The sequence below is a fragment of the Demequina phytophila genome, assembly GCF_000971135.1.
GTDB lineage: Bacteria > Actinomycetota > Actinomycetes > Actinomycetales > Demequinaceae > Demequina > Demequina phytophila.
The window spans coordinates 1-21,497 of record NZ_BBLW01000003.1 but is presented as its reverse complement, the minus strand read 5'-3'; the positions used below and the strand labels follow the sequence as shown (position 1 = coordinate 21,497).

At 72.9% G+C, this 21,497-nt stretch carries 23 protein-coding genes; 7 read left to right on the top strand and 16 right to left on the bottom strand.

Annotated elements, in window-relative coordinates:
- Positions 1–340: 340 nt before the first annotated feature.
- On the bottom strand, positions 341–1,219 hold the full coding sequence (locus tag AOM01_RS05165; protein WP_062290024.1) for a LysR family transcriptional regulator: 879 nt from the start codon (positions 1,217–1,219) through the stop codon (positions 341–343).
- 78 nt (positions 1,220–1,297) lie between these two features.
- On the opposite strand from AOM01_RS05165, the gene AOM01_RS05160 reads away from it, so the two are divergent.
- Positions 1,298–2,329 (top strand): aminotransferase class V-fold PLP-dependent enzyme, encoded by a 1,032-nt coding sequence (locus tag AOM01_RS05160; protein ID WP_062290021.1) that lies wholly within the window; start codon positions 1,298–1,300, stop codon positions 2,327–2,329.
- A 49-nt stretch (positions 2,330–2,378) separates the two neighbouring features.
- Here AOM01_RS05160 and proC read toward each other — a convergent pair whose 3' ends face one another.
- Both proC and AOM01_RS05150 read right to left on the bottom strand, forming a co-directional pair.
- Positions 2,379–3,224 (bottom strand): pyrroline-5-carboxylate reductase, encoded by an 846-nt coding sequence (gene proC, locus AOM01_RS05155; protein ID WP_062290018.1) that lies wholly within the window; start codon positions 3,222–3,224, stop codon positions 2,379–2,381.
- Between the two features lie 55 nt (positions 3,225–3,279).
- Positions 3,280–4,488, bottom strand: coding sequence for a hypothetical protein (locus AOM01_RS05150; protein WP_062290015.1), 1,209 nt, complete (start codon positions 4,486–4,488; stop codon positions 3,280–3,282).
- Between the two features lie 95 nt (positions 4,489–4,583).
- On the opposite strand from AOM01_RS05150, the gene radA reads away from it, so the two are divergent.
- On the top strand, positions 4,584–5,960 hold the full coding sequence (gene radA / locus AOM01_RS05145) for a DNA repair protein RadA (protein ID WP_062290012.1): 1,377 nt from the start codon (positions 4,584–4,586) through the stop codon (positions 5,958–5,960).
- Positions 5,961–5,966: 6 nt separating this feature from the next.
- Here the strand turns inward: radA and AOM01_RS05140 are convergent, their stop codons facing one another.
- Positions 5,967–6,593 carry a hypothetical protein gene (locus AOM01_RS05140; protein WP_156155842.1) on the bottom strand — a complete coding sequence of 209 codons (627 nt, stop codon included), beginning with the start codon at positions 6,591–6,593 and terminating at the stop codon, positions 5,967–5,969.
- Between the two features lie 59 nt (positions 6,594–6,652).
- Here AOM01_RS05140 and AOM01_RS05135 point away from each other — a divergent pair, with 59 nt between their 5' ends.
- Positions 6,653–7,564, top strand: a complete 912-nt coding sequence (locus AOM01_RS05135; RefSeq protein WP_082110010.1) for an HhH-GPD family protein — start codon at positions 6,653–6,655, stop codon at positions 7,562–7,564.
- A gap of 13 nt (positions 7,565–7,577) precedes the next feature.
- Here the strand turns inward: AOM01_RS05135 and AOM01_RS05130 are convergent, their stop codons facing one another.
- Entirely contained in the window at positions 7,578–8,591 is a 1,014-nt protein-coding gene (locus AOM01_RS05130) for an aldo/keto reductase (RefSeq protein ID WP_062290008.1), read from the bottom strand.
- 228 nt (positions 8,592–8,819) lie between these two features.
- Positions 8,820–11,330 (bottom strand): ATP-dependent Clp protease ATP-binding subunit, encoded by a 2,511-nt coding sequence (locus AOM01_RS05125; protein WP_062290006.1) that lies wholly within the window; start codon positions 11,328–11,330, stop codon positions 8,820–8,822.
- 504 nt (positions 11,331–11,834) lie between these two features.
- On the opposite strand from AOM01_RS05125, the gene AOM01_RS05120 reads away from it, so the two are divergent.
- A complete protein-coding gene (locus AOM01_RS05120; protein WP_062290004.1) occupies positions 11,835–12,782 on the top strand; it encodes an ABC transporter ATP-binding protein in 948 nt (315 codons plus the stop codon).
- Entirely contained in the window at positions 12,779–13,609 is an 831-nt protein-coding gene (locus AOM01_RS05115; protein ID WP_062290001.1) for an ABC transporter permease, read from the top strand. Before AOM01_RS05120 ends, AOM01_RS05115 begins: the two co-directional genes overlap by 4 nt.
- Positions 13,610–13,669: 60 nt before the next feature.
- Here AOM01_RS05115 and dtd read toward each other — a convergent pair whose 3' ends face one another.
- The 10 genes from dtd to AOM01_RS05065 form a co-directional block, all read right to left on the bottom strand.
- On the bottom strand, positions 13,670–14,095 hold the full coding sequence (gene dtd / locus AOM01_RS05110) for a D-aminoacyl-tRNA deacylase (protein WP_062289998.1): 426 nt from the start codon (positions 14,093–14,095) through the stop codon (positions 13,670–13,672).
- A gap of 7 nt (positions 14,096–14,102) precedes the next feature.
- Positions 14,103–14,444, bottom strand: a complete 342-nt coding sequence (locus AOM01_RS05105) for a DUF2516 family protein (RefSeq protein WP_062289994.1) — start codon at positions 14,442–14,444, stop codon at positions 14,103–14,105.
- A 31-nt stretch (positions 14,445–14,475) separates the two neighbouring features.
- Positions 14,476–14,907 (bottom strand): type II toxin-antitoxin system VapC family toxin, encoded by a 432-nt coding sequence (locus AOM01_RS05100; RefSeq protein WP_062289992.1) that lies wholly within the window; start codon positions 14,905–14,907, stop codon positions 14,476–14,478.
- Positions 14,908–14,909: 2 nt separating this feature from the next.
- Positions 14,910–15,158 carry a type II toxin-antitoxin system Phd/YefM family antitoxin gene (locus tag AOM01_RS05095; protein ID WP_156155841.1) on the bottom strand — a complete coding sequence of 83 codons (249 nt, stop codon included), beginning with the start codon at positions 15,156–15,158 and terminating at the stop codon, positions 14,910–14,912.
- 62 nt (positions 15,159–15,220) lie between these two features.
- A complete protein-coding gene (gene ygfZ, locus AOM01_RS05090) occupies positions 15,221–16,357 on the bottom strand; it encodes a CAF17-like 4Fe-4S cluster assembly/insertion protein YgfZ (RefSeq protein WP_062289986.1) in 1,137 nt (378 codons plus the stop codon).
- A gap of 26 nt (positions 16,358–16,383) precedes the next feature.
- On the bottom strand, positions 16,384–16,971 hold the full coding sequence (locus AOM01_RS05085; RefSeq protein WP_062289982.1) for a heme-binding beta-barrel domain-containing protein: 588 nt from the start codon (positions 16,969–16,971) through the stop codon (positions 16,384–16,386).
- Positions 16,972–17,142: 171 nt separating this feature from the next.
- The gene (locus AOM01_RS05080) at positions 17,143–17,502 is read right to left on the bottom strand and encodes a DsrE family protein (protein WP_062289978.1); all 360 of its coding nucleotides are present in this window, start codon (positions 17,500–17,502) and stop codon (positions 17,143–17,145) included.
- A gap of 1 nt (position 17,503) precedes the next feature.
- Positions 17,504–17,941: a DUF4395 domain-containing protein gene (locus tag AOM01_RS05075; RefSeq protein WP_062289975.1), complete on the bottom strand. Its 438-nt coding sequence runs from the start codon at positions 17,939–17,941 to the stop codon at positions 17,504–17,506.
- A 33-nt stretch (positions 17,942–17,974) separates the two neighbouring features.
- Complete coding sequence (locus tag AOM01_RS05070) at positions 17,975–18,409, bottom strand: thioredoxin family protein (protein WP_062289972.1); 435 nt, start codon at positions 18,407–18,409, stop codon at positions 17,975–17,977.
- 18 nt (positions 18,410–18,427) lie between these two features.
- Positions 18,428–19,162 carry a hypothetical protein gene (locus AOM01_RS05065; RefSeq protein ID WP_062289970.1) on the bottom strand — a complete coding sequence of 245 codons (735 nt, stop codon included), beginning with the start codon at positions 19,160–19,162 and terminating at the stop codon, positions 18,428–18,430.
- A gap of 56 nt (positions 19,163–19,218) precedes the next feature.
- Here AOM01_RS05065 and AOM01_RS05060 point away from each other — a divergent pair, with 56 nt between their 5' ends.
- Together AOM01_RS05060 and nhaA are read left to right on the top strand one after the other, a co-directional pair.
- A complete protein-coding gene (locus tag AOM01_RS05060) occupies positions 19,219–19,923 on the top strand; it encodes a response regulator transcription factor (RefSeq protein ID WP_062289967.1) in 705 nt (234 codons plus the stop codon).
- Positions 19,924–19,971: 48 nt separating this feature from the next.
- On the top strand, positions 19,972–21,318 hold the full coding sequence (gene nhaA, locus AOM01_RS05055) for a Na+/H+ antiporter NhaA (RefSeq protein WP_082110009.1): 1,347 nt from the start codon (positions 19,972–19,974) through the stop codon (positions 21,316–21,318).
- Positions 21,319–21,497: the final 179 nt, after the last annotated feature.

The window sequence follows — 21,497 nt, the reverse complement described above, 5'->3', positions numbered from 1 at the left end:
GCGGGGCCACTCCCGGGCACCTCTCGCCTGGCTCCCAGCGTTCTCTCAGGCGCGGGCGATTGTATGAATACCAGGAGCCCCCGCCCCCCAGGGGCTCTGAGCCGAGAGGCGCCCATGGTCGCCGGCCCCGCCGTCCACCCCGCGTCGACGGCCCTCGTCCTCCCCGAGGGTCCCGACTGGACGGCGGCCGGTGAGCTCCGGACCTGATGACCGGCCCCGGCCGGACCGGAGCGAGGCCGTGGACGCCTCTCGGCTCCCTCCCAGGGGCGACGGCTGCCAACGCCGCCCCGAGACTGCGCGAGGCTCCCGGTGACTGCCACATCGGGAGCCTCGCGGTCGTCTACAGCCCCGTGACGAGCAGGCTCGCGAACGCCTCCGCCGCCGGCGCGGCGTCCCGCGGCACCGCGAGGAAGATGTCGCGATGCGTGTCCGGGCGGGTGGGGATGGCGACGATGCCGGGGATGGCCGGGCTCGCGTCGAGCGCCATGCGTGTGAGGAGCGCCACCCCGAGGCCCTCCGCGATGAGCCGCTGCGCGGCGATGTAGTCCTCGGTCACGAAGGCGATGTGGGGCACGAATCCGGCCTCGTCCGCGTGCGCCACCAGGTGGGTGCGGCAGCGCACGCAGCCGGAGATCCATCGCTCGTCCGCGAGGGCGCCCAGCTCGAGGAAGGCCCGCCCCGCGAGCGGGTGGGTCTCCGGCAGGATCGCCAGATACTCGTCGCGACCCAGCGGCACGGTGGGGACGTCGACCGGCGGCGGCGTCGCCGCGTCCGAGAACCCGATCACCAGGTCGGCGGCTCCGGACCGCAGCAGGGCGAGCGCGGGATCCGTCTCAGTCTCCTCGAGCCCGATGTCCACGCCGGGATAGGTGTGCGCGAACTGCGCGAGCGGGCGCGGCAGCACCGTCGCGCAGAACGACGTGAACGCCGCGATGCGCAGCTGGCCCACCTGAAGGTCCGCGTGCCGGTGCAGGCTTCGCTCCGCGTCCTCGAGGCTCGCGGCGATCGCGTCCGCGTGCTGCACCAGCGCCTCGCCCGTGGGGGTGAGGCGCGTGACGCGTCCCGCTCGCATCGTGAGCGGCACGCCCGCGCGGCGCTCGAGCGCACGCAGGTGGTGCGCGACGGTGGGCTCGCTGAGCTGCAGCGCCCGCGCGGCGGCGGCCTTGGAGCCGTGGCGCGCGACCTCGCGCAGGATCAGGAGGCGCTCGACATCGATCACGGGACCATCATCTCATCGAGGTCTAGATGTCGTCGATGCGGTCTTGTCGAGGGATGGTCGCGTGGCGACCATGGTCGCATGCTCGAGATCGCGTCCTCCTTCCGCCGGGTTCCGGGGTACATCGACACGCCCTCGTACGGCCTGCCCGCCCGTGCCACCGCGGCCGCGCTGCGCCGCGCGACCCGCGACTGGGAGCGCGGGACCCTCGATCCGTGCCGCCTCGACGCGGTGGTCGACCGTCTGCGCGCGGCCTACGCGACGCTCGTGGGCGTGCGACCCGACGACGTCGCGCTCGCGGGCTCCACGTCCCAGGTGGTCGGCATGGTCGCGGCGTCGCTGCCCGACGGCGCGCGCGTGCTGGTCGCCCAGGGCGACTTCGCGTCCGTGCCGCTGCCGTTCGTGAACGACCCGCGCCTGCGCGTGCGGGCGGTGCCGCTCGCGCGGATCGTCGCGGAGACCATGCGCGGCGCCGATCTGGTCGCGGTGAGCGCGGTCCAGTCCGCGGACGGCGCGGTGGTCGACCTCGACGCGCTCGCGACCGCCGCACGGCTGACAGGCGCGCGCACCCTCGTGGATGCGAGCCACGCCGCCGGCTGGATGCCGCTGCGGGCCCGCGACTTCGACGTCGTGGTCGCCAGCGCGTACAAGTGGCTGGGCGCCCCGCGCGGCATCGCGCTGGCCGCGGTGCGCCCCGCGGCCTCCTGGGTGAGGCCCGTCAACGCCAGCTGGTACGGCGCGGACAGCCCGTGGACCTCCCTCTACGGGCACGAGGTCCGCCTCAGCTCCGCCGCGCGGCGCCTCGACACCTCGCCGCCGTGGCAGCTGGTCGAGGCCGGTGCGATCGCGCTCGAGCTCCTGGCCGCGCAGGGTGTCGACGCGATCGGGCGCCACAGCGTGGGCCTCGCGAACGACCTTCGCGCGCGCCTGGGCCTGCCTGCCGGGGCCTCGCCGATCGTCTCCGTCGATGGCGTCGACGCCGCCGCCCTGGCCCGCGCGGGCGTCCGCGCCGCCTCCCGCGGCGGTCGTGCGCGGCTCGGCTTCTACGTCTACAACGACGAGCGCGACGTCGACGCCGCGGCCTCCGCGATGCGCGTCGCCCAGGCCGCCTGACGCGCGGGGGACGATGCGCGGGTCACCCGATCGCGGCATCGTCCCGCGGTCAGCCGGCGAGCTGCGCGCCGAGCTCCTTGGACCGCGCGACCGCGGCGTTCGCGCCGGCGGAGATGACGCCCTGCAGGCCGGCGTGCTCCATGGCCTCGAGCGCGGCGAGCGTGGTGCCGCCGGGCGAGCTGACACGGCGGCGCAGCTCCTGCGGGGTGTCGCCCGACTCCGCGAGCAGCTGGGCCGCGCCGGTGAAGGTCTGCTGCGCGAGCAGCGTCGCGAGGTCGCGGTCGAGGCCCTGCATCACGCCGGCCTCGGTCAGGGCCTCCGTGATCGCGTAGAAGTACGCGGGCGCGGATCCGGCGACGGCGATGACGGCGTCGATCTGGTCCTCGGGCACGCGCACCACCAGGCCGGTGGCGCGCAGCATGCGCTCGGCGAGCGCGAGGTGCTCCTCGGTCGCGTGCGCGCCCGGCGAGACGGACGTCGCGCCGCGGCCCACCACGGACGGGGTGTTGGGCATGGCGCGCACCACGGGCGTGCCGGCGGGCAGGCGCTCCTCGTAGAAGGACGCCGGCAGGGCGGCCGCGACCGTGATCACGAGCGCGCCGGGGGCGACGGCGTCGCGGATGGTGGCGAGGACCTCGCCCATCTGCTGCGGCTTCACGGCGAGGACCACGATCCCCGCGCCGGTGACCGCGTCGACGGCGTCCGCGGCGGCGTTGATGCCGTGCGCCGCGACGAGAGCCTCGCGGCGCTCGGCGCCGCGGTTCGCGACCGTGACGGAGGCGCCCGGCCACCCGGCGACCCGCATCGCGGCGATGAGGGTGCCGCCCATGACGCCGCCGCCGACGACGGCGACTGAGGGCAGGGCGGACGCGTTCTCGGCTGCTTCGGTGCTCATGCGTCCAACCTAGCGCGGTCCTCGGACCGTCTCGCGGGGTGGGCGAAGCCGTGCCTCAGAGGCCGAGCGTCTCCACGAAGCCCTCGACCCCGCCGGCGGGGCCGGTCGCCTCGAAGTACGCGCTGCCGTTCGTCCACCTCACCGTGGTGACGCCGTCCTTCTCGCTGACCGCACGCTCCCCGACGACCGTCGAGCCGACGGTCGCGTCCTCGAGCGCCGCCTTCCTGCCCGCCGCGCGGACCAGCGCGTCGTGGGCGTCCTGCTCCGTGTAGAGCTGGCGGGCCGTGAGCGTGACCTGGTCCGTGCCGTCGTCGTACGTGAGCACCTGGACCTCCGCGACCCGCTCGGGCAGCGCGGCGTCCTTCGCCGGGTCCGGGGTGGTGACCTCGGTGAGCGACCACATGCCCGACGTCACCGGCATCGCCGCGAGGAACGGCGTCGGGTCCTCGGGGACGATCGGCTCGACCACGCGCGCCGCGGGCACGTCCACCACCTGCTGGGCGGGGATCTCCACCGTCGCGGGCCGGAACAGCGCCCACGCCGCGCCCGCGAGCACCGCAACGAGGATGACGAGCCCGATGAGGATCAGCGGCCACGCGCGGTCCCCGCCCCGAGGCGGGGCAGGGGGCGCCGGAGCGTCCCCGTCGCCTCCGTCGCGGTCGGGTGCGGAGGCGGACGATGCTGCGGTCGCGGGGGTCTCGCCCGTCGCCATCCGCGGGCGGTACAGCGCGGGACCGGTGGCCTCCGCCGGCGGCGCGGCGCCGTCCTCGGCGACCGCCACCCAGGACGGGATCGGGGACGGAGCGTCCGCCGGCGCCGCGGCGCGCGCGGGGACGGTGGGCACGTACGTCGGGCCGGCGGGCGCGTCGACGGCGCCCGATCCCCGATCCGAGGGCGCCTGCGCCGGGGTGACGCGCGGCACCCCGCCCAGCGGCGTGGGCGCGCCAGCGGCGTGGAGCGCGGCGTTGCGTGCCGCGGCGGCGCCGAGCAGCTCGTACGAGGTGGGCGTGCTCGGCCGCGCGGCGACGGACTCGGCCTCGACCGCGAGGTCGAACGGGGAGCGCGGCTCCGGCATGACCTCCTCCGCGGGCGGCGCCGGAAGGGGGGAGGCCACGTCGTCGGCGTCGCTCTCGAGGTCGATGGGGACGGGCGCGAGCGGTGCGGGCGTGGCGCGCGGTGCCGCCGGCTTCGACGGCGCCACCCCGCGGGCCATCTCCGCGTCGTCGCGCGCGGGCGTGCCCAGGCCGGTCTCGTCGCGCGTCATGGGGGTCAGCCTAGGCCCGTGGTCAGGCGGTGCCGCCGAGCGCGCTCGCGTGTCCGCCCGCCTCGGCTGTCGGAGGCCGCCGGTAGCGTGGGCGCATGGCCACCACCACCCGCAAGGCGACCCCCGGATACCGTTGCACCGAGTGCGGCTGGACCGCGGTGAAGTGGGTGGGTCGCTGCGGCGAGTGCCAGGAGTGGGGCACCGTGATCGAGGCGGGTGCGGCGCCGGCCGGGCCCGCCACCAAGGCCACCGCCGTCACCGCGCCCGCGACGCCCATCCCCGACGTGTCGTCCGCCGCCGCGACGCGCTCCGCGACGGGCGTCGGCGAGTTCGACCGCGTGCTCGGCGGCGGGCTGGTCCCCGGCGCCGTGATCCTGCTCGCGGGAGAGCCGGGCGTGGGGAAGTCCACCCTGCTGCTCGACGTGGCGGCACGCACGGCGCGCGGCGGCGGCCGGGTCCTCTACGTGACGGGCGAGGAGAGCGCGGGGCAGGTCCGTCTGCGTGCCGAGCGCATCGGCGCGCTCGAACGCGACGTGCTGCTGGCCGCGGAGACGGACCTGGGCGCGGTGCTCGCGCATCTCGCGGACGCGGAGCCCGCGCTCGTGATGATCGACTCGATCCAGACCATCGCCTCCTCCGAGGTCGAGGGCACGCCCGGCGGCGTGGGGCAGGTGCGCGAGGTCTCCTCCGCGCTCATCCAGGCGGCCAAGACGCGCGGCATCCCGATGGTCCTGGTCGGGCACGTCACCAAGGAGGGCTCGGTCGCCGGCCCCCGGATCGTCGAGCACCTCGTTGACGTGGTGTGCCACTTCGAGGGCGACCAGCACAGCCCGCTGAGGCTGCTGCGCGCGCTCAAGAACCGCTTCGGCTCGGTCGACGAGGTCGGCTGCTTCCAGCTGGTCGACTCGGGCATCGAGTCGGTGTCCGACCCTTCGGGTCTGTTCCTGTCGCGCGAGACCGAGGCCGTCCCCGGCACCTGCCCCACCATCACCATCGACGGCAAACGCCCCCTGCCCGCGGAGATCCAGGCGCTCGTCGCGCCCAGCGCGCTGTCGAACCCCCGGCGGGCGACGTCCGGCGTCGACGGCCCGCGTGTGGCCATGCTGCTCGCGGTGCTCCACCGTCGCGTGGGACTCGCCGTCGCCGCGGACGACGTCTACGTGTCCACCGTCGGCGGCGCGCGCGTCACCGAGCCCGCCGCGGACGTCGCGCTCGCGCTCGCGCTCGCCTCGGCGCGCGCGGACCGGCCGCTGCGGACGGGATGGGCCGCCGTCGGCGAGGTCGCGCTGTCCGGCGCCGTGCGGCCCGTCTCCGCGGTCGCGCAGCGGGTCGCGGAGGCCGCTCGTCTGGGCTTCACGGACGTGATCGTCCCCGCGGGCGTCGAGGTGGGCAAGGTGGCCGCGAGCGTGCGGGTCCACCCGGTCGGATCGGTGGGGCAGGCGGTCGGCCTCGCGCTCCCCACCCGATCCTGACGGCCACTACTCGAGCACGAACGGGACCGCGTCGGCCTTCACCCCGGCGACGGTGACCTGTGCCCAGTAGGTACCCGCACCCGGCGCCTGATCGGTCGCGGCGCAGCCCTCGGCGCTGCGGATGCGGGGCCATGCGACCTGGACGTCCTTCGAGGCGCCCGCGTCGAGCAGCCACTCCTTGCCGATCAGCGCCTGCTCGGCGGGGCAGTCGGCGGAGCTCCAGATGCGGTCATCGCCGGACGTGATCACCAGTCTGGTGTTGTCGCCCGTCGCGTCGAGCACGCAGGGCACGTCGCCGTTCTGGTCGATCGTGACGTCGAACTTGGGCTGGGTGTCCGCGGGCACGTTCGCCGGGTTGGCGGCCATCGAGACCTCGATCGCGTCCTTCGCGCACGCGCCGACCTCGTGGGAGGCGGTCGCGGTGGTGCTCTCGGTGGGCTCGGGGCTGGTGCTCGAGGAGCTCACGGCCTCGGGCTTCGCCGAGGGATCGGCCTTCGCGCCGTCGGAGGACAGCGCGCTCACGATGAGCCATCCGAGCGCGACCACGACGCCGAGCGCGACCAGGAGCACGATCCTGCGTCGCCAGTAGACCTCCGAGGGCTGGTTCCCCACAGGTGCGCGTAGACCCTTCATGGTTCCTCCCCACGTTCGCCATCCACGGTAGGCGTGCGATCCGCTGGGATGATGAAGCCATGCCGACCGCACCGCAGAACGCAGCCGCGCGCCCCGACACCCGCTCCGAGGACATGGTGGACGCGGTGCGCCAATGGTTCGCCGAGGCGGGCCGGGACCTCCCCTGGCGTGGTCGCACCACGCCCTGGGGCGTGTTGGTGAGCGAGATCATGCTCCAGCAGACGCCGGTGGTCCGCGTCGAGCCGGTCTGGCGCGAGTGGATGGAGCGGTGGCCCACCCCGGCGGCGCTTGCGGCCGCCACCCAGGCGGACGCGGTCCGCGCGTGGGGACGCCTCGGATACCCGCGGCGTGCGAAGCGCCTGTGGGAGTGCGCGGTCGTGCTGGTGGAGCGTCACGGCGGCGAGGTGCCCGCCACGGTCGACCAGCTGCGGGCGTTGCCCGGCGTGGGGGACTACACGGCCGCCGCGGTGGTCTCGTTCGCGTTCCACGGCCGTGCGCTGGTGCTCGACACCAACGTCCGCCGCGTGATCGGTCGCGCGTGGCGCGGGGACGCCCTGCCGGCCGCGCACCAGACCGTGGGCGAGCGCACGCACGCGCGGTCGCTCATCCCTGCGGACCCGGCGGGCGCCGCCGAGTGGGCCGTCGCGTCCATGGAGCTGGGCGCGCTCGTGTGCACGGCGAGGGTCGCGCGGTGCGATGAGTGCCCCCTCGCATCGACGTGCGCGTGGTTCGCCGCCGGCTGCCCGGGCCTGGAGGCGGCGCCGCGCCGCACCCAGGCGTGGCACGGCACCGACCGGCAGGTCCGGGGCCGGATCATGGCGCTGCTGCGTGCCGCCGCGGCGCCGCTGAACATCGCAGGCCACGCCGCGCTCGCGGACGTCGAGCCGGGGCAGCTCGACCGGTGCCTCGACGGGCTGGTCTCCGACGGGCTGGTGACCCGCGACGAGGCGACCGGTCGCTGCTCGCTCTAGCCGCGCATCGTCCTCACGCGTAGTACGTGCCGTGCACCGCGTGCGGCTCGATCGCAGCGATCTCCTCGGCCGTGAGGTCGGGGAAGCCCAGCGCCTCGACGTTGGCGCGCAGCTGCGCGACGGAGGACGCCCCCACCAGCGCGGACGTGACGCGACGGCCCCGCAGGACCCACTGCAACGCGAGCTGAGCGAGGGTCTGGCCGCGCTCCTGCGCGATCGCGTTGAGCGCGCGCGTGCGCTCCAGGTACGTCTCCGTGATCTGCCCCTCGCTGAGGAACTGCGAGTGCGTGACGCGCGAGCCGTCGGGGATGCCCTTGAGGTAGCGGTCGGTGAGCATGCCCTGCGCGAGGGGCGAGAACACGATCGAACCCGTGCCCGTGTCCTCGAGCGCGTCGAGCAGGCCGTCCTCGGGGGTGCGCTCGTACATCGAGTACTTGAACTGGTGGATGAGCAGCGGGGTGCCCAGGTCCGCGAGGATCGCGGCCGCCTCGCGCGTCTCCTCGGGACCGTAGTTCGAGATGCCGGCGTAGAGCGCCTTGCCCGAGCGGACGGCACGGTCGAGCGCCATCATCGACTCGCCGATGGGCGTGTCCGGGTCCGGACGGTGGTGGTAGAACACATCGACGTAGTCCACGCCCATGCGCGTCAGGGACTGGTCGAGGCTGCTGAGCAGGTACTTCCGCGAGCCCCAGTCACCGTAGGGCCCGGGCCACATGTGATAGCCGGCCTTGGTGGAGATGACGATCTCGTCGCGGTACGGCTTGAGGTCGCGCGCGAGGAAGCCGCCGAAGTTGGTCTCGGCGCTGCCCGGCGGCGGTCCGTAGTTGTTCGCGAGGTCGAAGTGCGTGATGCCCATGTCGAACGCGGCGAGCAGGATCGCGCGCTGGTTGTCGAGGGCGTGGTGGCCGCCGAAGTTCTGCCACAGGCCCAGGCTGATCGCGGGCAGCACCAGCCCCGATTCGCCGGAGCGGCGGTAGTCCATGGTGTCGTAGCGGGCGGCGTCGGCCACATACGGATCGTGGGTCATGACGTCAGCCTAGGTGGTGCCGCGGGGTGATTCCTCCTGGCAGCGGGGTGACTCCCACTGACGCTTGTGACGAGGGTGTTCTCGCGTGACGGATGTGACCGCCACACGAGTCGATCCGCGTCACTCCCTGCACAAGCGTCATGGGAACTCGACGCGCGGCCCGGACATGCGAAGGGCCCGGCCCCCGCGAACGGGGATCGGGCCCTCGGACTCACCGGGAGGTGAAGGTCACTCCGGCTTGGAAGCCACCTCGGGGTCCTCGACGGGCTCGCCGACGACGGCGTCGCGGTCGATGCCCTCGAACGTGAACTCGCCCAGGATGCCCTCGCCCTGCGCGTCCACGCGGATGATCTGGCCCGAGGTGACCTCGCCGAAGAGGATCTTCTCCGACAGCGGGTCCTCGATCTCGCGCTGCAGCGCACGGCGCAGCGGTCGCGCTCCGAGGACCGGGTCGTAGCCCTTCTCCGCGAGCAGCTGCTTGGCCGCCGTGGTGAGCTCGATGCCCATGTCCTTGTCCTTCATGCGCTCGTCGAGGCGGGCGACCATGAGGTCGACGATCTGGATGATCTCCGCCTGCGTGAGCTGCGGGAACACCACCACGTTGTCGACGCGGTTGAGGAACTCCGGCTTGAAGTGCTCCTTCAGCTTGCCGTTCACCAGCTTGACCATGTCCTCGTAGGTGTGGCCGCCCTCCTTGATCGCGGAGAAGCCGGTCGCCTGGCGACGCGAGATCGCGTCGGCACCGAGGTTGGTGGTCATGATGATGATGGTGTTCTTGAAGTTCACCTCGCGACCCTGGGCATCCGTCAGCTTGCCGTCCTCCAGGATCTGGAGCAGCGAGTTGAAGATGTCCGGGTGGGCCTTCTCGACCTCGTCGAACAGGACCACGGAGAACGGCTTGCGGCGCACCTTCTCGGTGAGCTGGCCGCCCTCCTCGAAGCCCACGTAGCCGGGAGGCGCACCGAACAGGCGGGCCACCGTGTGCTTCTCGCCGTACTCGGACATGTCGAGCGAGATCAGCGAGTCCTCGTCGCCGAACAGGAACTCGGCGAGCGCCTTGGCGAGCTCGGTCTTACCCACACCGGTCGGGCCGGCGAAGATGAACGAGCCGCCGGGACGCTTCGGGTCCTTGAGGCCGGCGCGCGTGCGGCGGATCGACTGGGACAGGACCTTGATGGCCTGCTCCTGGCCGATGATGCGCTTGTGGAGCTCACCCTCCATGTGGAGCAGACGCGAGGACTCGTCGGAGGACACGCGCGTCACGGGCACGCCCGTGGACATCGACAGCACCTCGGCGATCAGGTCCTCGTCCACCACGGCGGCGACGTCGAGGTCGCCCGACTTCCATGCCTCCTCCTTGCGCGAGCGCTCCTCGGAGAGGCGGCGCTCGACGTCGCGGAGCGACGCGGCCTTCTCGAAGTCCTGCGAGTCGATCGCGGACTCCTTGTCGCGGCGGACGCCGGCGATCTTGTCGTCGAGCTCCTTGAGCTCCGGCGGCGACGTCATGCGACGGATGCGCAGGCGCGCGCCCGCCTCGTCGATGAGGTCGATCGCCTTGTCCGGCAGGAAGCGGTCGGAGATGTAGCGGTCCGCCATGGTCGCGGCGGCCACGATCGCGTCGTCCGTGATGGTGACGCGGTGGAACGCCTCGTAGCGGTCGCGCAGGCCCTTGAGGATCTCGATCGCGTGAGCGAGCTCCGGCTCTGGCACCTGGATGGGCTGGAAGCGACGCTCGAGCGCGGGGTCCTTCTCGACGTGCTTGCGGTACTCGTCGAGCGTGGTCGCGCCGATGGTCTGCAGCTCGCCGCGCGCGAGCATCGGCTTGAGGATCGAGGCCGCGTCGATCGCGCCCTCGGCCGCGCCGGCACCCACGAGCGTGTGGATCTCGTCGATGAACAGGATGATGTCGCCGCGGGTGCGGATCTCCTTGAGCACCTTCTTGAGGCGCTCCTCGAAGTCACCGCGGTAGCGGGAGCCCGCGACCAGCGACCCGAGGTCCAGCGTGTACAGGTGCTTGTCCTTGAGCGTCTCGGGCACGTCGCCGCGCACGATCGCCTGGGCCAGGCCCTCGACCACGGCGGTCTTGCCGACGCCGGGTTCGCCGATGAGGACGGGGTTGTTCTTGGTGCGGCGCGACAGGACCTGCATCACGCGCTCCATGATGAGCTCGCGGCCCACGACGGGGTCGAGCTTGCCCTCGCGCGCGGCCTGCGTGAAGTTGCGGCCGAACTGGTCGAGCACGGTCGAGCCCGCGGGCTGACCCTCCTGGGGGCCGCCGCCCGACGTGACGGGCTCCTTGCCCTCGTAGCCCGACAGCAGCTGGATGACCTGCTGGCGCACGCCGCCGAGGTCCGCGCCCAGCTTGCCCAGCACCTGCGCCGCCACGCCCTCGCCCTCGCGGATGAGGCCCAGCAGGATGTGCTCGGTGCCGATGTAGTTGTGGCCCAGCTGCAGCGCCTCGCGCAGCGACAGCTCGAGGACCTTCTTGGCGCGCGGCGTGAAGGGGATGTGGCCGGACGGGGCGTGCGAGCCCTCGCCGATGATCTCCTGGACCTGCTCGCGGACGCCGTTGAGGGAGATGTCCATCGCCTCGAGGGCCTTCGCGGCCACGCCTTCGCCCTCGCGCACCAGGCCGAGCAGGATGTGCTCGGTGCCGATGTAGTTGTGGTTGAGCATCCGCGCCTCTTCCTGCGCGAGCACCACCACTCGACGGGCTCGATCGGTGAACCGTTCGAACATGTCAGCCTCCCTTGATTCGTCCGGCCGGGGCCGGGGTCGCGACGGTCGCCCACCGCGGGTGATTCCAGGCTAACGGCGGGCCCCCGCCGCTCATGCCCGTGTTCGCCAGGGGCGTGACGATGGTTACCGCGCCGAAACATGCGGGGGGACGATGCGGCGGCCGGGTGGGGTGGCGCCGTCCGGCGGGCACGAGGCCGCCTGGGGAGGCGCCGGGTCAGCGCCGTGTCTGGCGGTCGGCGCGCATGATGCGCCGCACCAGGTCACCGAGGTTCCACAGCACGTCGAGGAGCCAGTTCATGGCCCCGTCATACCATCGCGACGCCGCCGCTGGCGAGGGGCGGCGCGACGATGCGCGGCGCGCCTGTTGAGCATATGTCCAGGTACCACGGCTGTAGTAGGGCGAAACCCTGACGGGACCGAGGTCTGGTCGGAGCAGCGATATCGCGGCTACCTTGGTCCTCGTCGAGCACCGGCCGACAATGCACCACTGGGAGGGCGCAGCACATGATCGAGGCGAGAGACCTCACCAAGAAGTACGGCAGCAAGACCGCCGTCGACCACATCACCTTCACCGTCCAGCCCGGGGTCGTCACGGGCTTCCTCGGCCCCAACGGCGCCGGGAAGTCGACGACCATGCGCATGATCCTGGGCCTCGACCGGCCCACCGCCGGCCAGGTCACCGTCAACGGCAAGCCGTACGCGCGGCTCGCGACCCCGCTCGGGGAGATCGGCGCGCTCATCGACGCGAAGGGCGTGCACCCCCGCCGCTCGGCCCGCTCGCACCTGCGCGCGCTCGCCGCCACGCACGGCATCGCCGACCGCCGCGTCGACGAGGTGCTCGAGCTCACCGGCCTCACCGAGGTCGCCAAGAAGAAGGCCGGCAACTTCTCGCTCGGCATGGGACAGCGCCTCGGCATCGCGGGCGCGCTGCTGGGCGACCCCAAGATCGTCATGTTCGACGAGCCGGTCAACGGACTCGACCCGGACGGCGTGCTGTGGGTGCGCCAGCTCGCGCGACGCCTCGCCGAGAACGGCCGCACGGTCTTCCTCTCGAGCCACCTCATGAGCGAGGTTCAGCAGACCGCCGACCACGTCATCATCATCGGCCGCGGGCGCATCCTGGCCGACGCGCCGTTGCACGAGTTCGTCCAGGCCCACGCCCGCGAGGGGGTCCTCGTGACGTCGCCCGACGCCGGCCGCCTCGCCGAGGCCGTCACGGCCGCCGGCGGCGCGGTCCAGGCCGTCGACCACCGCGAGCGGATCTCGATCACGGGGCTCGACGCCCGCGCGATCGGGAGGATCGCGCGCGACAACAGCCTGTGGCTCGCGGAGCTGCGCGACGAGAGCACGAGCCTCGAGGACGCGTACATGCACCTCACGGCCGACCAGACCGAGTACCGGGCCGGAGTGCCCACGGAGCAGGACGCTGCAGCGAAGGAGGCCTCCAAGTGAGCGCCGCGACTCAGACCGACCGGGCCGTCGGCACGGATGTGGTCACGCACCGCGCCGGCTACGCGCGTGCCGTCCGCTCCGAATGGATCAAGGCGCGATCCGTGCGCTCGACGTGGATCCTCGTGCTCGTCGCGCTCGCTGCCTTCGTGCTCATCCCCCTGCTGAGCGCGAGCGGAGGCACCGTGACCGTGCCCGAGGGCACCACGGGAAGCGCGCTGGGGATGGGAACCCTCTACTCGGGCTCGATCTTCGTGCTCATCCTCGTCGCGGTGCTCGCCGCGCTGTTCACCACGTCCGAGTTCACCACGGGCATGGCGCGCAACACGTTCACCGCGACCCCTGCTCGGGGTGCCGTGCTGGCGGCCAAGTCCACCATCGCCGCGCTGTTCGCGCTGGGGATCGCGCTGGTCGGGGCGGTCGCGGCCTGGCTGGCCACCCAGGGCACGCTCGCGGACGCCGGCATGTCGATCGACCTCGCCGATCCGACCACGCTCAAGGTGCTCGGTGTCGAGCTGCTCACCTACGTGGTCATCGCCGTGCTCTCGGTCGCGCTCGGCGTCCTCATGCGGTCGTCGGTGGGCACCATCTTCACGATCGTCGCGATGCAGCTCATCGCGCCGGGGATCCTGCTCGCCGTGAACAACTCGATCGCCAACTGGGTCGGCAGGGTGCTGCCCTCCGTCGCGGGCGAGGCCGCAACCGCGGCCCAGGGCCCCGGTCCCGGCGAGATCGGCCTGTCGCCGGCGGGTGGCCTGCTGGTCCTGCTCGCGTGGGCGGTGCTGCCGTACCTCGCGGCGCTGTGGGTGCTCCGCTCCCGAGACGTCTGACGCGAGCCTCCGCACGCGAGGGGTCGGCCGGTGGCCGGCCCCTCGTCGCGTCCCGGGGGACTACGCCTCGAGCAGGATCGTGATGGGGCCGTCGTTCACCAGCGACACGTCCATGTGCGCGCCGAACACCCCGGTCCCGACGTCGAGACCGCGGGCGCGCAGCGCGGTCACCACGGCCTCGACCAGCGGCTCCGCCACGGGGCCGGGCGCGGCGCCGTTCCACGAGGGACGGCGGCCCTTGCGCGTGTCCGCGTAGAGGGTGAACTGGGAGACCACGATCACGGGCGCGTCGACGTCCGCCACCGACTTCTCATCGGACAGGATCCGCAGCTCCGCGATCTTGCGCGCGATGGTCTGCACCTGCTCGGGGCCGTCGCCGTGGGTGACGCCCACGAGGGCCACGATCCCCTGGCGGTCGAACGACGCGGTGACGGCGCCGTCGACGGTCACGGAGGCGCGCGAGGCGCGCTGGAGGACTGCCTTCACCCGCGGGTCACCAGCCGCCGGTGGAGCGCCCGCGCGAGCCGCCGGAGGGACCGTAGCCGCCGCCGAGCTTGGGGCGCACGTCCACGAGGTACACGATGACCGCGACGATCGCGGCGATGCCCAGGATGCCTCCGATGCCGCCGCCCGTGCCGAGCGGCCAGGGCAGCGAGATGAACGCGACGATGGTCGCGACGCCCAGGATCACCAGCCAGATGGTCTTGGACCACTTGCCGGCGGCGGTGAACGCGCCCTCGGGCCGCCGCGCCGCGTCGATCAGCCCCCAGATGGCGCCCGCGAACGCGGCGAGCGAGATGAGGAGCACGACGGTGTCCTGCAGGAAGCCGAACATGGGGGTACCTCCGGGTAGGCGCGACGGGTACCTACGCTAACGCAGGGGGCAGGACCTGCAGTCCCTCCGCGCGCCCGGCTGCCGCGAGGCGCCGGTCCCAGCATGCGAACACCGGCGAGGCGCCGGCCAGCGTGAGCGCGCTCGCGAGATGGATGGCGTCGCCCGCGCGCAGCGGTCGGCGGTCGGTCAGGTCCGCGGCGCGCTCGCATACGGCGGCGCTCACCTCGACCTTGACCAGCCCGGGCCACAGCTCGCTCCAGCGGTCGCGCGCGGCCGCCGCCGGTGCCGCGTCGATGCGCCCGATGCGTTCCGCGGACGCCAGCACGGACCGGACCTCGGCGTCGGCGATGCGGGAGGTGACCAGCGCATCGGCCCCCTTCCACAGGGACACGGCGAGGTCGCTGCCCGTCTCGAGGACGCACAGCTTGAGCAGGGCGGACGTGTCGAGGTAGACGAGTGCCACGGCTACCTGCGCAGTCGCCCGAGCAGGCTGGACAGCGCGTCCTTGGCCGCCTCGGCCTGCGGCAGCCGCGGCACGGCGCGGTCGGAGGCGGGCACGGCGATCACGCCCTCCTCGGCCAGCCTCTCGAGCAGGGACGCGGACTCGACGGGGCCGAGCCTGGCGACCGGCAGGCCGCCCTCGGTCAGGATCACGTCCTCGCCGCCGCGGGCGGCGGCCAAGGCATCGTCCAGGTGCGATGCCAGATCGCTCACGGGGATCTCCACGGGGCCACCGTAACCCCGCGGCGCTCCGAGCGCCGGGAACGGCGCCGCGATCAGCCGGGCAGGTCGCCGCCGTCGGCGGCGCAGCCCTTGCCCATGAGCAGGCCCTTCATGGTGGGACCCGGCTTCGGGGGACGGTCGGCGGAGAAGCCGTCCGCGTTCACGATCAGCTCCTGAGCGGCGGACACCGGCCCGCCGTCGGTGGGCACCGTGAGCACGGAGGACGGGTCGACGGAGCGCTTGAGGATCGCGAGGGCGACGGGGCCCAGCTCGTGGTGGCGCGCCACCGAGGTCACGCGTCCCACGGTCGCGCCCTCGGCGTTGAGCACGTCGGCGCCGAGCTCGGGAAGCGAGTGGCCCGACCCGTCGAGCAGCAGCATGGTGAGGCGCCGCGGCGGCCGGCCCACGTTGTGCACCTTCGCCACGGTCTCCTGGCCGCGGTAGCAGCCCTTGTGCAGGTGGACGGCGGTCCGCAGCCAGTCGAGCTCGTGCGGCAGGGAGTGGTCGTCGACGTCGAAGGCCGCGCGGGGACGATGCGCGGCGATCCTGATCGCCTCCGTCGCCCACGTGCCGGCGAGGGTCCAGCCGGCGTCGACGCGCGCCTCGATCTCGGCGGCGAGCGTGGCGCGCGGTACCAGCACGAGGCGCCACGGGCGCACCGCGTCGGACAGCGCCGCCGGGTCCGCCGCGTAGGAGGTGCCGCCGGCGGTGACGCCGGGCCACGGGTCCACCCAGGTGACCGGCTCGCCGTCGCTCGCGGGACGCGAGACCGCCTCGCCGATCGCCGCCCATCCGGCCGTGGCATCGTCCACCTCGACCCGCAGCATGAAGCGCATGCGGTCGAGGAACGCGGCGAGCGCGGGGGCGGTCTCCGTGACCAGCCAGGCGGTGGTGCCGTCGTCGACCAGGCCGGCGACGTGCTCGATGCGGCCCTGGGGCGACAGGATCATCAGTTCCGCGGACTCGCCGGGCGCGAGGCCCGCGACCTGCTGCGTGCACAGCGAGTCGAGCCAGGTGAGGCGGTCGGGTCCGGTGACGGTGACGATGCCCAGGTGCGACTGGTCGGCGACCGCGCGGCCGGCCTCGAGGGCGCGCTGCTCCGCGGTCGGGTCGCCGTAGTGCCACGCCACGCTCGCGTCGGTGCCGAGGCCCGCGACGGCGCCGTGGCGATCGAGAAGGGGGGAGGTCATGACGGTGTCAACGAGCGGAGGGCCGCTCAGGATTCCTCAGCCTCGTCGGGACCCACCGTCTCGGCGCCCTCGGGGACCGACGGCCCGTCGACGCGGGCGAGGCGGGCGCTCGCGTACGACTGCAGCTCGTGCCCGAAGGCTGCCATGTCCCACGCCCACATGAGCTCGCCGCCCACGTTGCCGTACATGCGGGTCGCGCCACGCACGTCGGGGCCCGACTCGGTGGCCGCCGCGAAGCGGGTCGCGAGGTCGATGCGGCCGTTGCCGACGGCGCCGAAGTACGCGGTGAGCAGGCCGGAGGCGTCCGCGAGGACCACCTCCAGCGGGTGCTGGAAGTCGGCGAGCTCGACACCCTCGGGGGCGCTCGGCGCGACGCGCCAGAATCCGGACTCGACGGACCACACCTGGCCCACCTCACCGTCGGGGCCCATCAGCGTGATGGAGGACGTATAGGAGAGGTACGGCCCGCCGTCGTGGTCGAACACCACGCGCTGGCGGAAGTCCGCGGCGTCGATGCCCGGGTAGTCGATGACGCCGTGGCCCTCCCACGTGCCCACCACCCAGGCGAGGGGGTAGACCTCGGGTGCGAGATCCGACGGGATGACGAACGTCACCGCTTCGGGCCCTTCACCAGACGGAAGGCGACCACGCCGGCCACCCAGGCGGTGGCGGCGAAGGCGGCGACGGCGAGCGCGATGAACGTGACCTCGAGAGCAGTCATGCGCCGAGTCTATGCCGGGACCGAGGTCCCGCTCCACGCGCATCGCGGGGGACGATGCGGTGGCTCAGTACACCAGCGCGGTCGCGTCGGGCGCGATGGCCTCCGCGACGAACGCGGCGGCGCCGGCGATCCGGGCGCCGGGGATGAGGTCGTCCTCGGTGATCTCGCGTCGCATGGCGCACTGCGCGCACACCGTGAGCCTGCCGCCGGACGCGAGGATCGCGTCGCGCAGCTGCGACAGCGGCGGCGAGTGGGGGATCACCACCTCGTCGGTGCCGGGGAGGGCGTGCAGGGTCGCGTCGCCGGTCAGCCACACGCTGACGTCCAGGCCCGACGCCGCGCCCGTGGACGCGACGGTGAACGCCTGCATCAGGGTCTCGACGCGCTCCGGGCCGGACGTGATCTTGACGACGAGGGTGGGCATGTCAGGCGGCGCGGGTGGTGGCGCGCTTGAACAGCAGGTAGATCTCGCAGCCGAGGCAGAGGTCGAACACGCTGTTGAGGAAGGACGCGAACGTCACGAAGCCGGTGAAGACGTAGAAGCCGGTGTCGAAGCCGAGGACGCCCGAGCTGACGGCGAGGATGCAGAAGGTGATACCCATCTGCTGCGCGAAGCGCGGCGGGCGGAAGGACTCCGTCTCCTTGGGCGGGTCCAGGCGCGGGCGGATCGCCTTGCGGAACACCCAGCCCTGCAGCGTGGCCTGCGGGCCGATGATCGCGCCGGGGATGAACAGGATGAGCAGGACGGCCATGATCGCGATGCCGACCGGGTTGGCGCCCGCGATGAGCGCGGACACGGAGAACGCGAGCTGCCAGAACGCGCCGAACCGTGGCCCGCGCGGGTCGATCTGGATGTCCTTCATGGTGCTCCCCTCGCTGGTAGCCGGAGTCTACGGCTAGATGGTGTAGTCCGTGCCGGTGCGCGGCACGGCGGCGAGGGCCTCACGGGCCTGCTGCTCGGTGGGTGCCCCGGAGATGCGCGACACCACCACGCCGTCTCCGTCGAGCAGCAGGATGGTCGGGGTGCGCATGATCTCGAGCTCGCGCGCCAGGTCGAGCCGCTCGGCGGCGTCGATCTCGATGTGCGCGACGCGAGGGTCCTCGGCCGCGATGCGGGTGAGCAGCTGGGCGGTCGGCGGGCACTTGGCGCACATGGGCGTCGAGAACTGGACGAAGGTCGCGTGGTAGCCGCGCTTGGCGCCGAGCGTGGTGGAGGACAGCGCCCCGGCGCGCTCCACCTCGCGGGCGACGCCCTGGCGCCGCTGCCACCACAGGGCGACGGCGGTCGCGAGCACGAGGATCGCGACGACGATGACGATGCGCAGGACCACTTTTCCTCCGGGATGACCTCAGCCGACGAGCAGGCGGCCGCCGATGTAGACGAGCGCGCCCGCAGCAAGAACGGGCGCGAGGGCCGATGCCATTCCCGGCAGCCAGCCGGGCTGACGCGGCTCGCGGCGGTTGAGCTCCTGGAGCAGCGTCACGATGATCGCGCACAGCAGGCCCACGCCGCCGCCGGCGTACCACGGGATCTCGGGGAACAGGGCGCCGGTCGCGACGCCCGACAGCGTGCCCATGGCGAGGGCGATCAGCGAGTTCGCCTGGGCGCTGCGTGTCATCACGCCCGTGACGGCGGCGACCGCGAGGGCGATCCCGCCGGTCACCACGAGGTCCTCGGCGCCGTTCGTGCGGGCGGCGGCTACCCACGCGGCGCCCGAGGCCACCACGATCGCGCCGCCGCACGTCGCGGCCACCGAGGTGACGGCCCGGCCGCGCGAGCTGGGCCAGAACACCTCCGCCACGAGCGCGGCGATGACCATGAGGGCGACCGCGACCGCCATGTGGCGCAGGTGCGGCTCGACGCGTCCGGCGAGCACCGCCACCAGGGCGAGAGCGCCGCCGCCGATGAGGATCACCGAGGCCGTGCGGCGGCGCGAGGCGCGCAGCAGCACGGGCCACCCGAGCGCGAGCAGCACGACGAGCGCGAGGACAGTCGCGGCGAGCGCGGTGGCGCCGAGGAATCCGCCCACGGCGACGAGCGCGGCCGCAGACGCGCTGATGGTCGCCCTGGTGGTCGAAAGCATGGGCGTTAGTGTCTCAGACCTGGCACCGCTAAAGTGAAGCGCAATCGGAGGTGGCGATGGCAGACCTGCTCGTGCTCACGCCGTCGGCAGACGGCGCGGCCGATGTCCTGCCTGCCCTCGCACTGCTGTCCCACCGGACCCGTGTGGTGGCGCCGGAGCCGTCCGCGATGCTCGACGCGATGGACGCCGACGTCCTGGTGGTCGACGCCCGCACCGACCTGGTGGAGGCGCGCAACAACTGCAACCTCATCCAGGTGACCGGTGTCGCGGTGCCTCTGCTGCTGGTGCTGCGCGAGGGCGGCATGTCGATCGTCAACGCCGACTGGGGCGCCGCCGATGTGGTGCTCGCGGAGGCCTCGCCCGCGGAGGTCGAGGCACGTATCCGACTGCTGATCGGCCGGGCCAACGCCGCCGACCCGCTCGACCGCGTCGCGGAGTTCTCGTCGGGGGACCTCACCGTCGATGTGGGCGGCTACACCGCCCGCCTCAAGGGCGTGCCGCTCGACCTCACGTACAAGGAGTTCGAGCTCCTCAAGTACCTCATGCAGCACCCTGGACGCGTCTACACGCGTGACCAGCTGCTCCAGGAGGTGTGGGGCTTCGACTACTACGGCGGCACCCGCACCGTCGATGTCCATGTGCGCCGCCTGCGCGCCAAGCTGGGCGCAGAGCATGAGCAGCTCATCGGCACCGTCCGCAACGTCGGCTACCGCTTCGACCCTCCTCAGCCGCAGCGCACGGGGGTTCAGGAGCCGGTCTGACGCTCTCGATAGGATGGCGGCGACCCCCGTACCCGTCCCAGGAGCGTCATGACCTCGAGCCCCGCCTCCCGTCTCTTCTCGCGGCTGACGCCGTCGACCGAGCGGACCCTCGTCGACGTGCTGCGCACGGAGCGGGCCGGCGGGATCCTGCTGCTCATCGGCACCGCGGCGGCGCTGATCTTCGCGAACACCGGTCTCCAGGACTTCTACCGGAACCTCAGCGACTTCACGATCGGCCCGCACGCGCTCCACCTGGACCTCAGCATCGCCACGTGGGCCAAGGACGGACTGCTGGCGATCTTCTTCTTCGTGGTCGGCCTCGAGCTCAAGCGTGAGATCGTCGCCGGCGAGCTGCGCCGTCCCGCCACCGCGATCGTGCCCATCGTGGCCGCGGTCGGAGGAATGGCCGTTCCCGCGCTGCTCTACATGCTGTTCAACCTGGGTCCCGACGGCTCCCTCCAGGGCTGGGCGGTGCCCACGGCGACCGACATCGCGTTCGCGGTCGCGGTGCTCGCCGTCGTCGGCAAGTGGCTCCCGAACGCCCTGCGCGCGTTCCTGCTCACCCTCGCGGTGGTCGACGACCTGTTGGCGATCATCATCATCGCGGTGTTCTTCTCCGAGGACCTCAACTTCCTGTGGCTCGGCGCCGCGGTGCTGGCGATCGTCGTGTTCGGTCTGCTGATCCGCAAGGGCTGGGGCAACGCCTACCTGCTGTTCCCGATCGCGTTCGCCGCGTGGGCGTTCATGCACGCCTCCGGCATCCACGCCACCATCGCCGGCGTCGCGCTCGGCATGATGGTGCCCGCCGTCGCCCGGCAGGGCGAGCGCACCTCGCTCGCGGAGCACTGGGAGCACGTGTGGCGCCCTGTCTCCGCCGCCGTCGCGGTCCCGGTGTTCGCGTTCTTCGCGGCCGGCGTCACCATCAACTCCGAGGCGATCTCGGAGCTGGTGTCCAGCCCCGTCGCGCATGGCGTGATGGCGGGCCTCGTGATCGGCAAGCCCCTCGGCATCGTGCTCGCCACCTGGCTGGTGGCGACCTTCACCCGTGCCCAGCTGGACCGCGGCCTGTCCTGGCTCGACGTCACAGGCATGGGCATGCTCGCCGGCATCGGCTTCACCGTGTCGCTGCTGATCGGCGACCTCGCCTTCGGCGGCGAGAACGCCGAGGTGGTCAAGCTGTCGGTGCTGTCCGCCTCCGTGCTCGCGGCCGCCCTGGGCGCATCCCTGCTGTTCGCGCGCGATCGCTTCTACCGCAAGCTCTACGAGAAGCGCTCGACTCCGCTGCCGCTGCCCTCGAACCGGATGGCCAAGCCGCACGAGCTCGGAAAGTCCGTGGGCGTCGACCCCGCCGAGGTGGGCGTCGAGGAGCCGCCCGCGGAGGACAAGGCGCACTAGCGAGCGCATCGTCCCCGGGTCCCGACCCCGCGCCCCGCTCCCGACCGCGTTCCACACAGGATCCGGCGCCTACCCGGATCCACCTGCGACTCACGCCGCGTCGCCCGACCAGCCCCGGTGCGGTTGCAGAATCTGTGTGGAGACCGGTCGCCGGTCCCGCGCTATCCGTCGACGCGAAC

Coding starts and splice junctions, on each gene's coding strand:
- AOM01_RS05125 (WP_062290006.1), bottom strand. CDS start 11,330: ATGTTCGAACGGTTCACCGATCGAGCCCGTCGAGTGGTGGTGCTCGCG.
- AOM01_RS05075 (WP_062289975.1), bottom strand. CDS start 17,941: ATGAAGGACATCCAGATCGACCCGCGCGGGCCACGGTTCGGCGCGTTC.
- proC (WP_062290018.1), bottom strand. CDS start 3,224: ATGAGCACCGAAGCAGCCGAGAACGCGTCCGCCCTGCCCTCAGTCGCC.
- AOM01_RS05160 (WP_062290021.1), top strand. CDS start 1,298: ATGCTCGAGATCGCGTCCTCCTTCCGCCGGGTTCCGGGGTACATCGAC.
- radA (WP_062290012.1), top strand. CDS start 4,584: ATGGCCACCACCACCCGCAAGGCGACCCCCGGATACCGTTGCACCGAG.
- AOM01_RS05080 (WP_062289978.1), bottom strand. CDS start 17,502: ATGCCCACCCTCGTCGTCAAGATCACGTCCGGCCCGGAGCGCGTCGAG.
- AOM01_RS05120 (WP_062290004.1), top strand. CDS start 11,835: ATGATCGAGGCGAGAGACCTCACCAAGAAGTACGGCAGCAAGACCGCC.
- AOM01_RS05065 (WP_062289970.1), bottom strand. CDS start 19,162: ATGCTTTCGACCACCAGGGCGACCATCAGCGCGTCTGCGGCCGCGCTC.
- AOM01_RS05105 (WP_062289994.1), bottom strand. CDS start 14,444: ATGTTCGGCTTCCTGCAGGACACCGTCGTGCTCCTCATCTCGCTCGCC.
- AOM01_RS05135 (WP_082110010.1), top strand. CDS start 6,653: ATGCCGACCGCACCGCAGAACGCAGCCGCGCGCCCCGACACCCGCTCC.
- AOM01_RS05060 (WP_062289967.1), top strand. CDS start 19,219: ATGGCAGACCTGCTCGTGCTCACGCCGTCGGCAGACGGCGCGGCCGAT.
- AOM01_RS05140 (WP_156155842.1), bottom strand. CDS start 6,593: ATGAAGGGTCTACGCGCACCTGTGGGGAACCAGCCCTCGGAGGTCTAC.
- AOM01_RS05130 (WP_062290008.1), bottom strand. CDS start 8,591: ATGACCCACGATCCGTATGTGGCCGACGCCGCCCGCTACGACACCATG.
- nhaA (WP_082110009.1), top strand. CDS start 19,972: ATGACCTCGAGCCCCGCCTCCCGTCTCTTCTCGCGGCTGACGCCGTCG.
- AOM01_RS05150 (WP_062290015.1), bottom strand. CDS start 4,488: ATGACGCGCGACGAGACCGGCCTGGGCACGCCCGCGCGCGACGACGCG.
- ygfZ (WP_062289986.1), bottom strand. CDS start 16,357: ATGACCTCCCCCCTTCTCGATCGCCACGGCGCCGTCGCGGGCCTCGGC.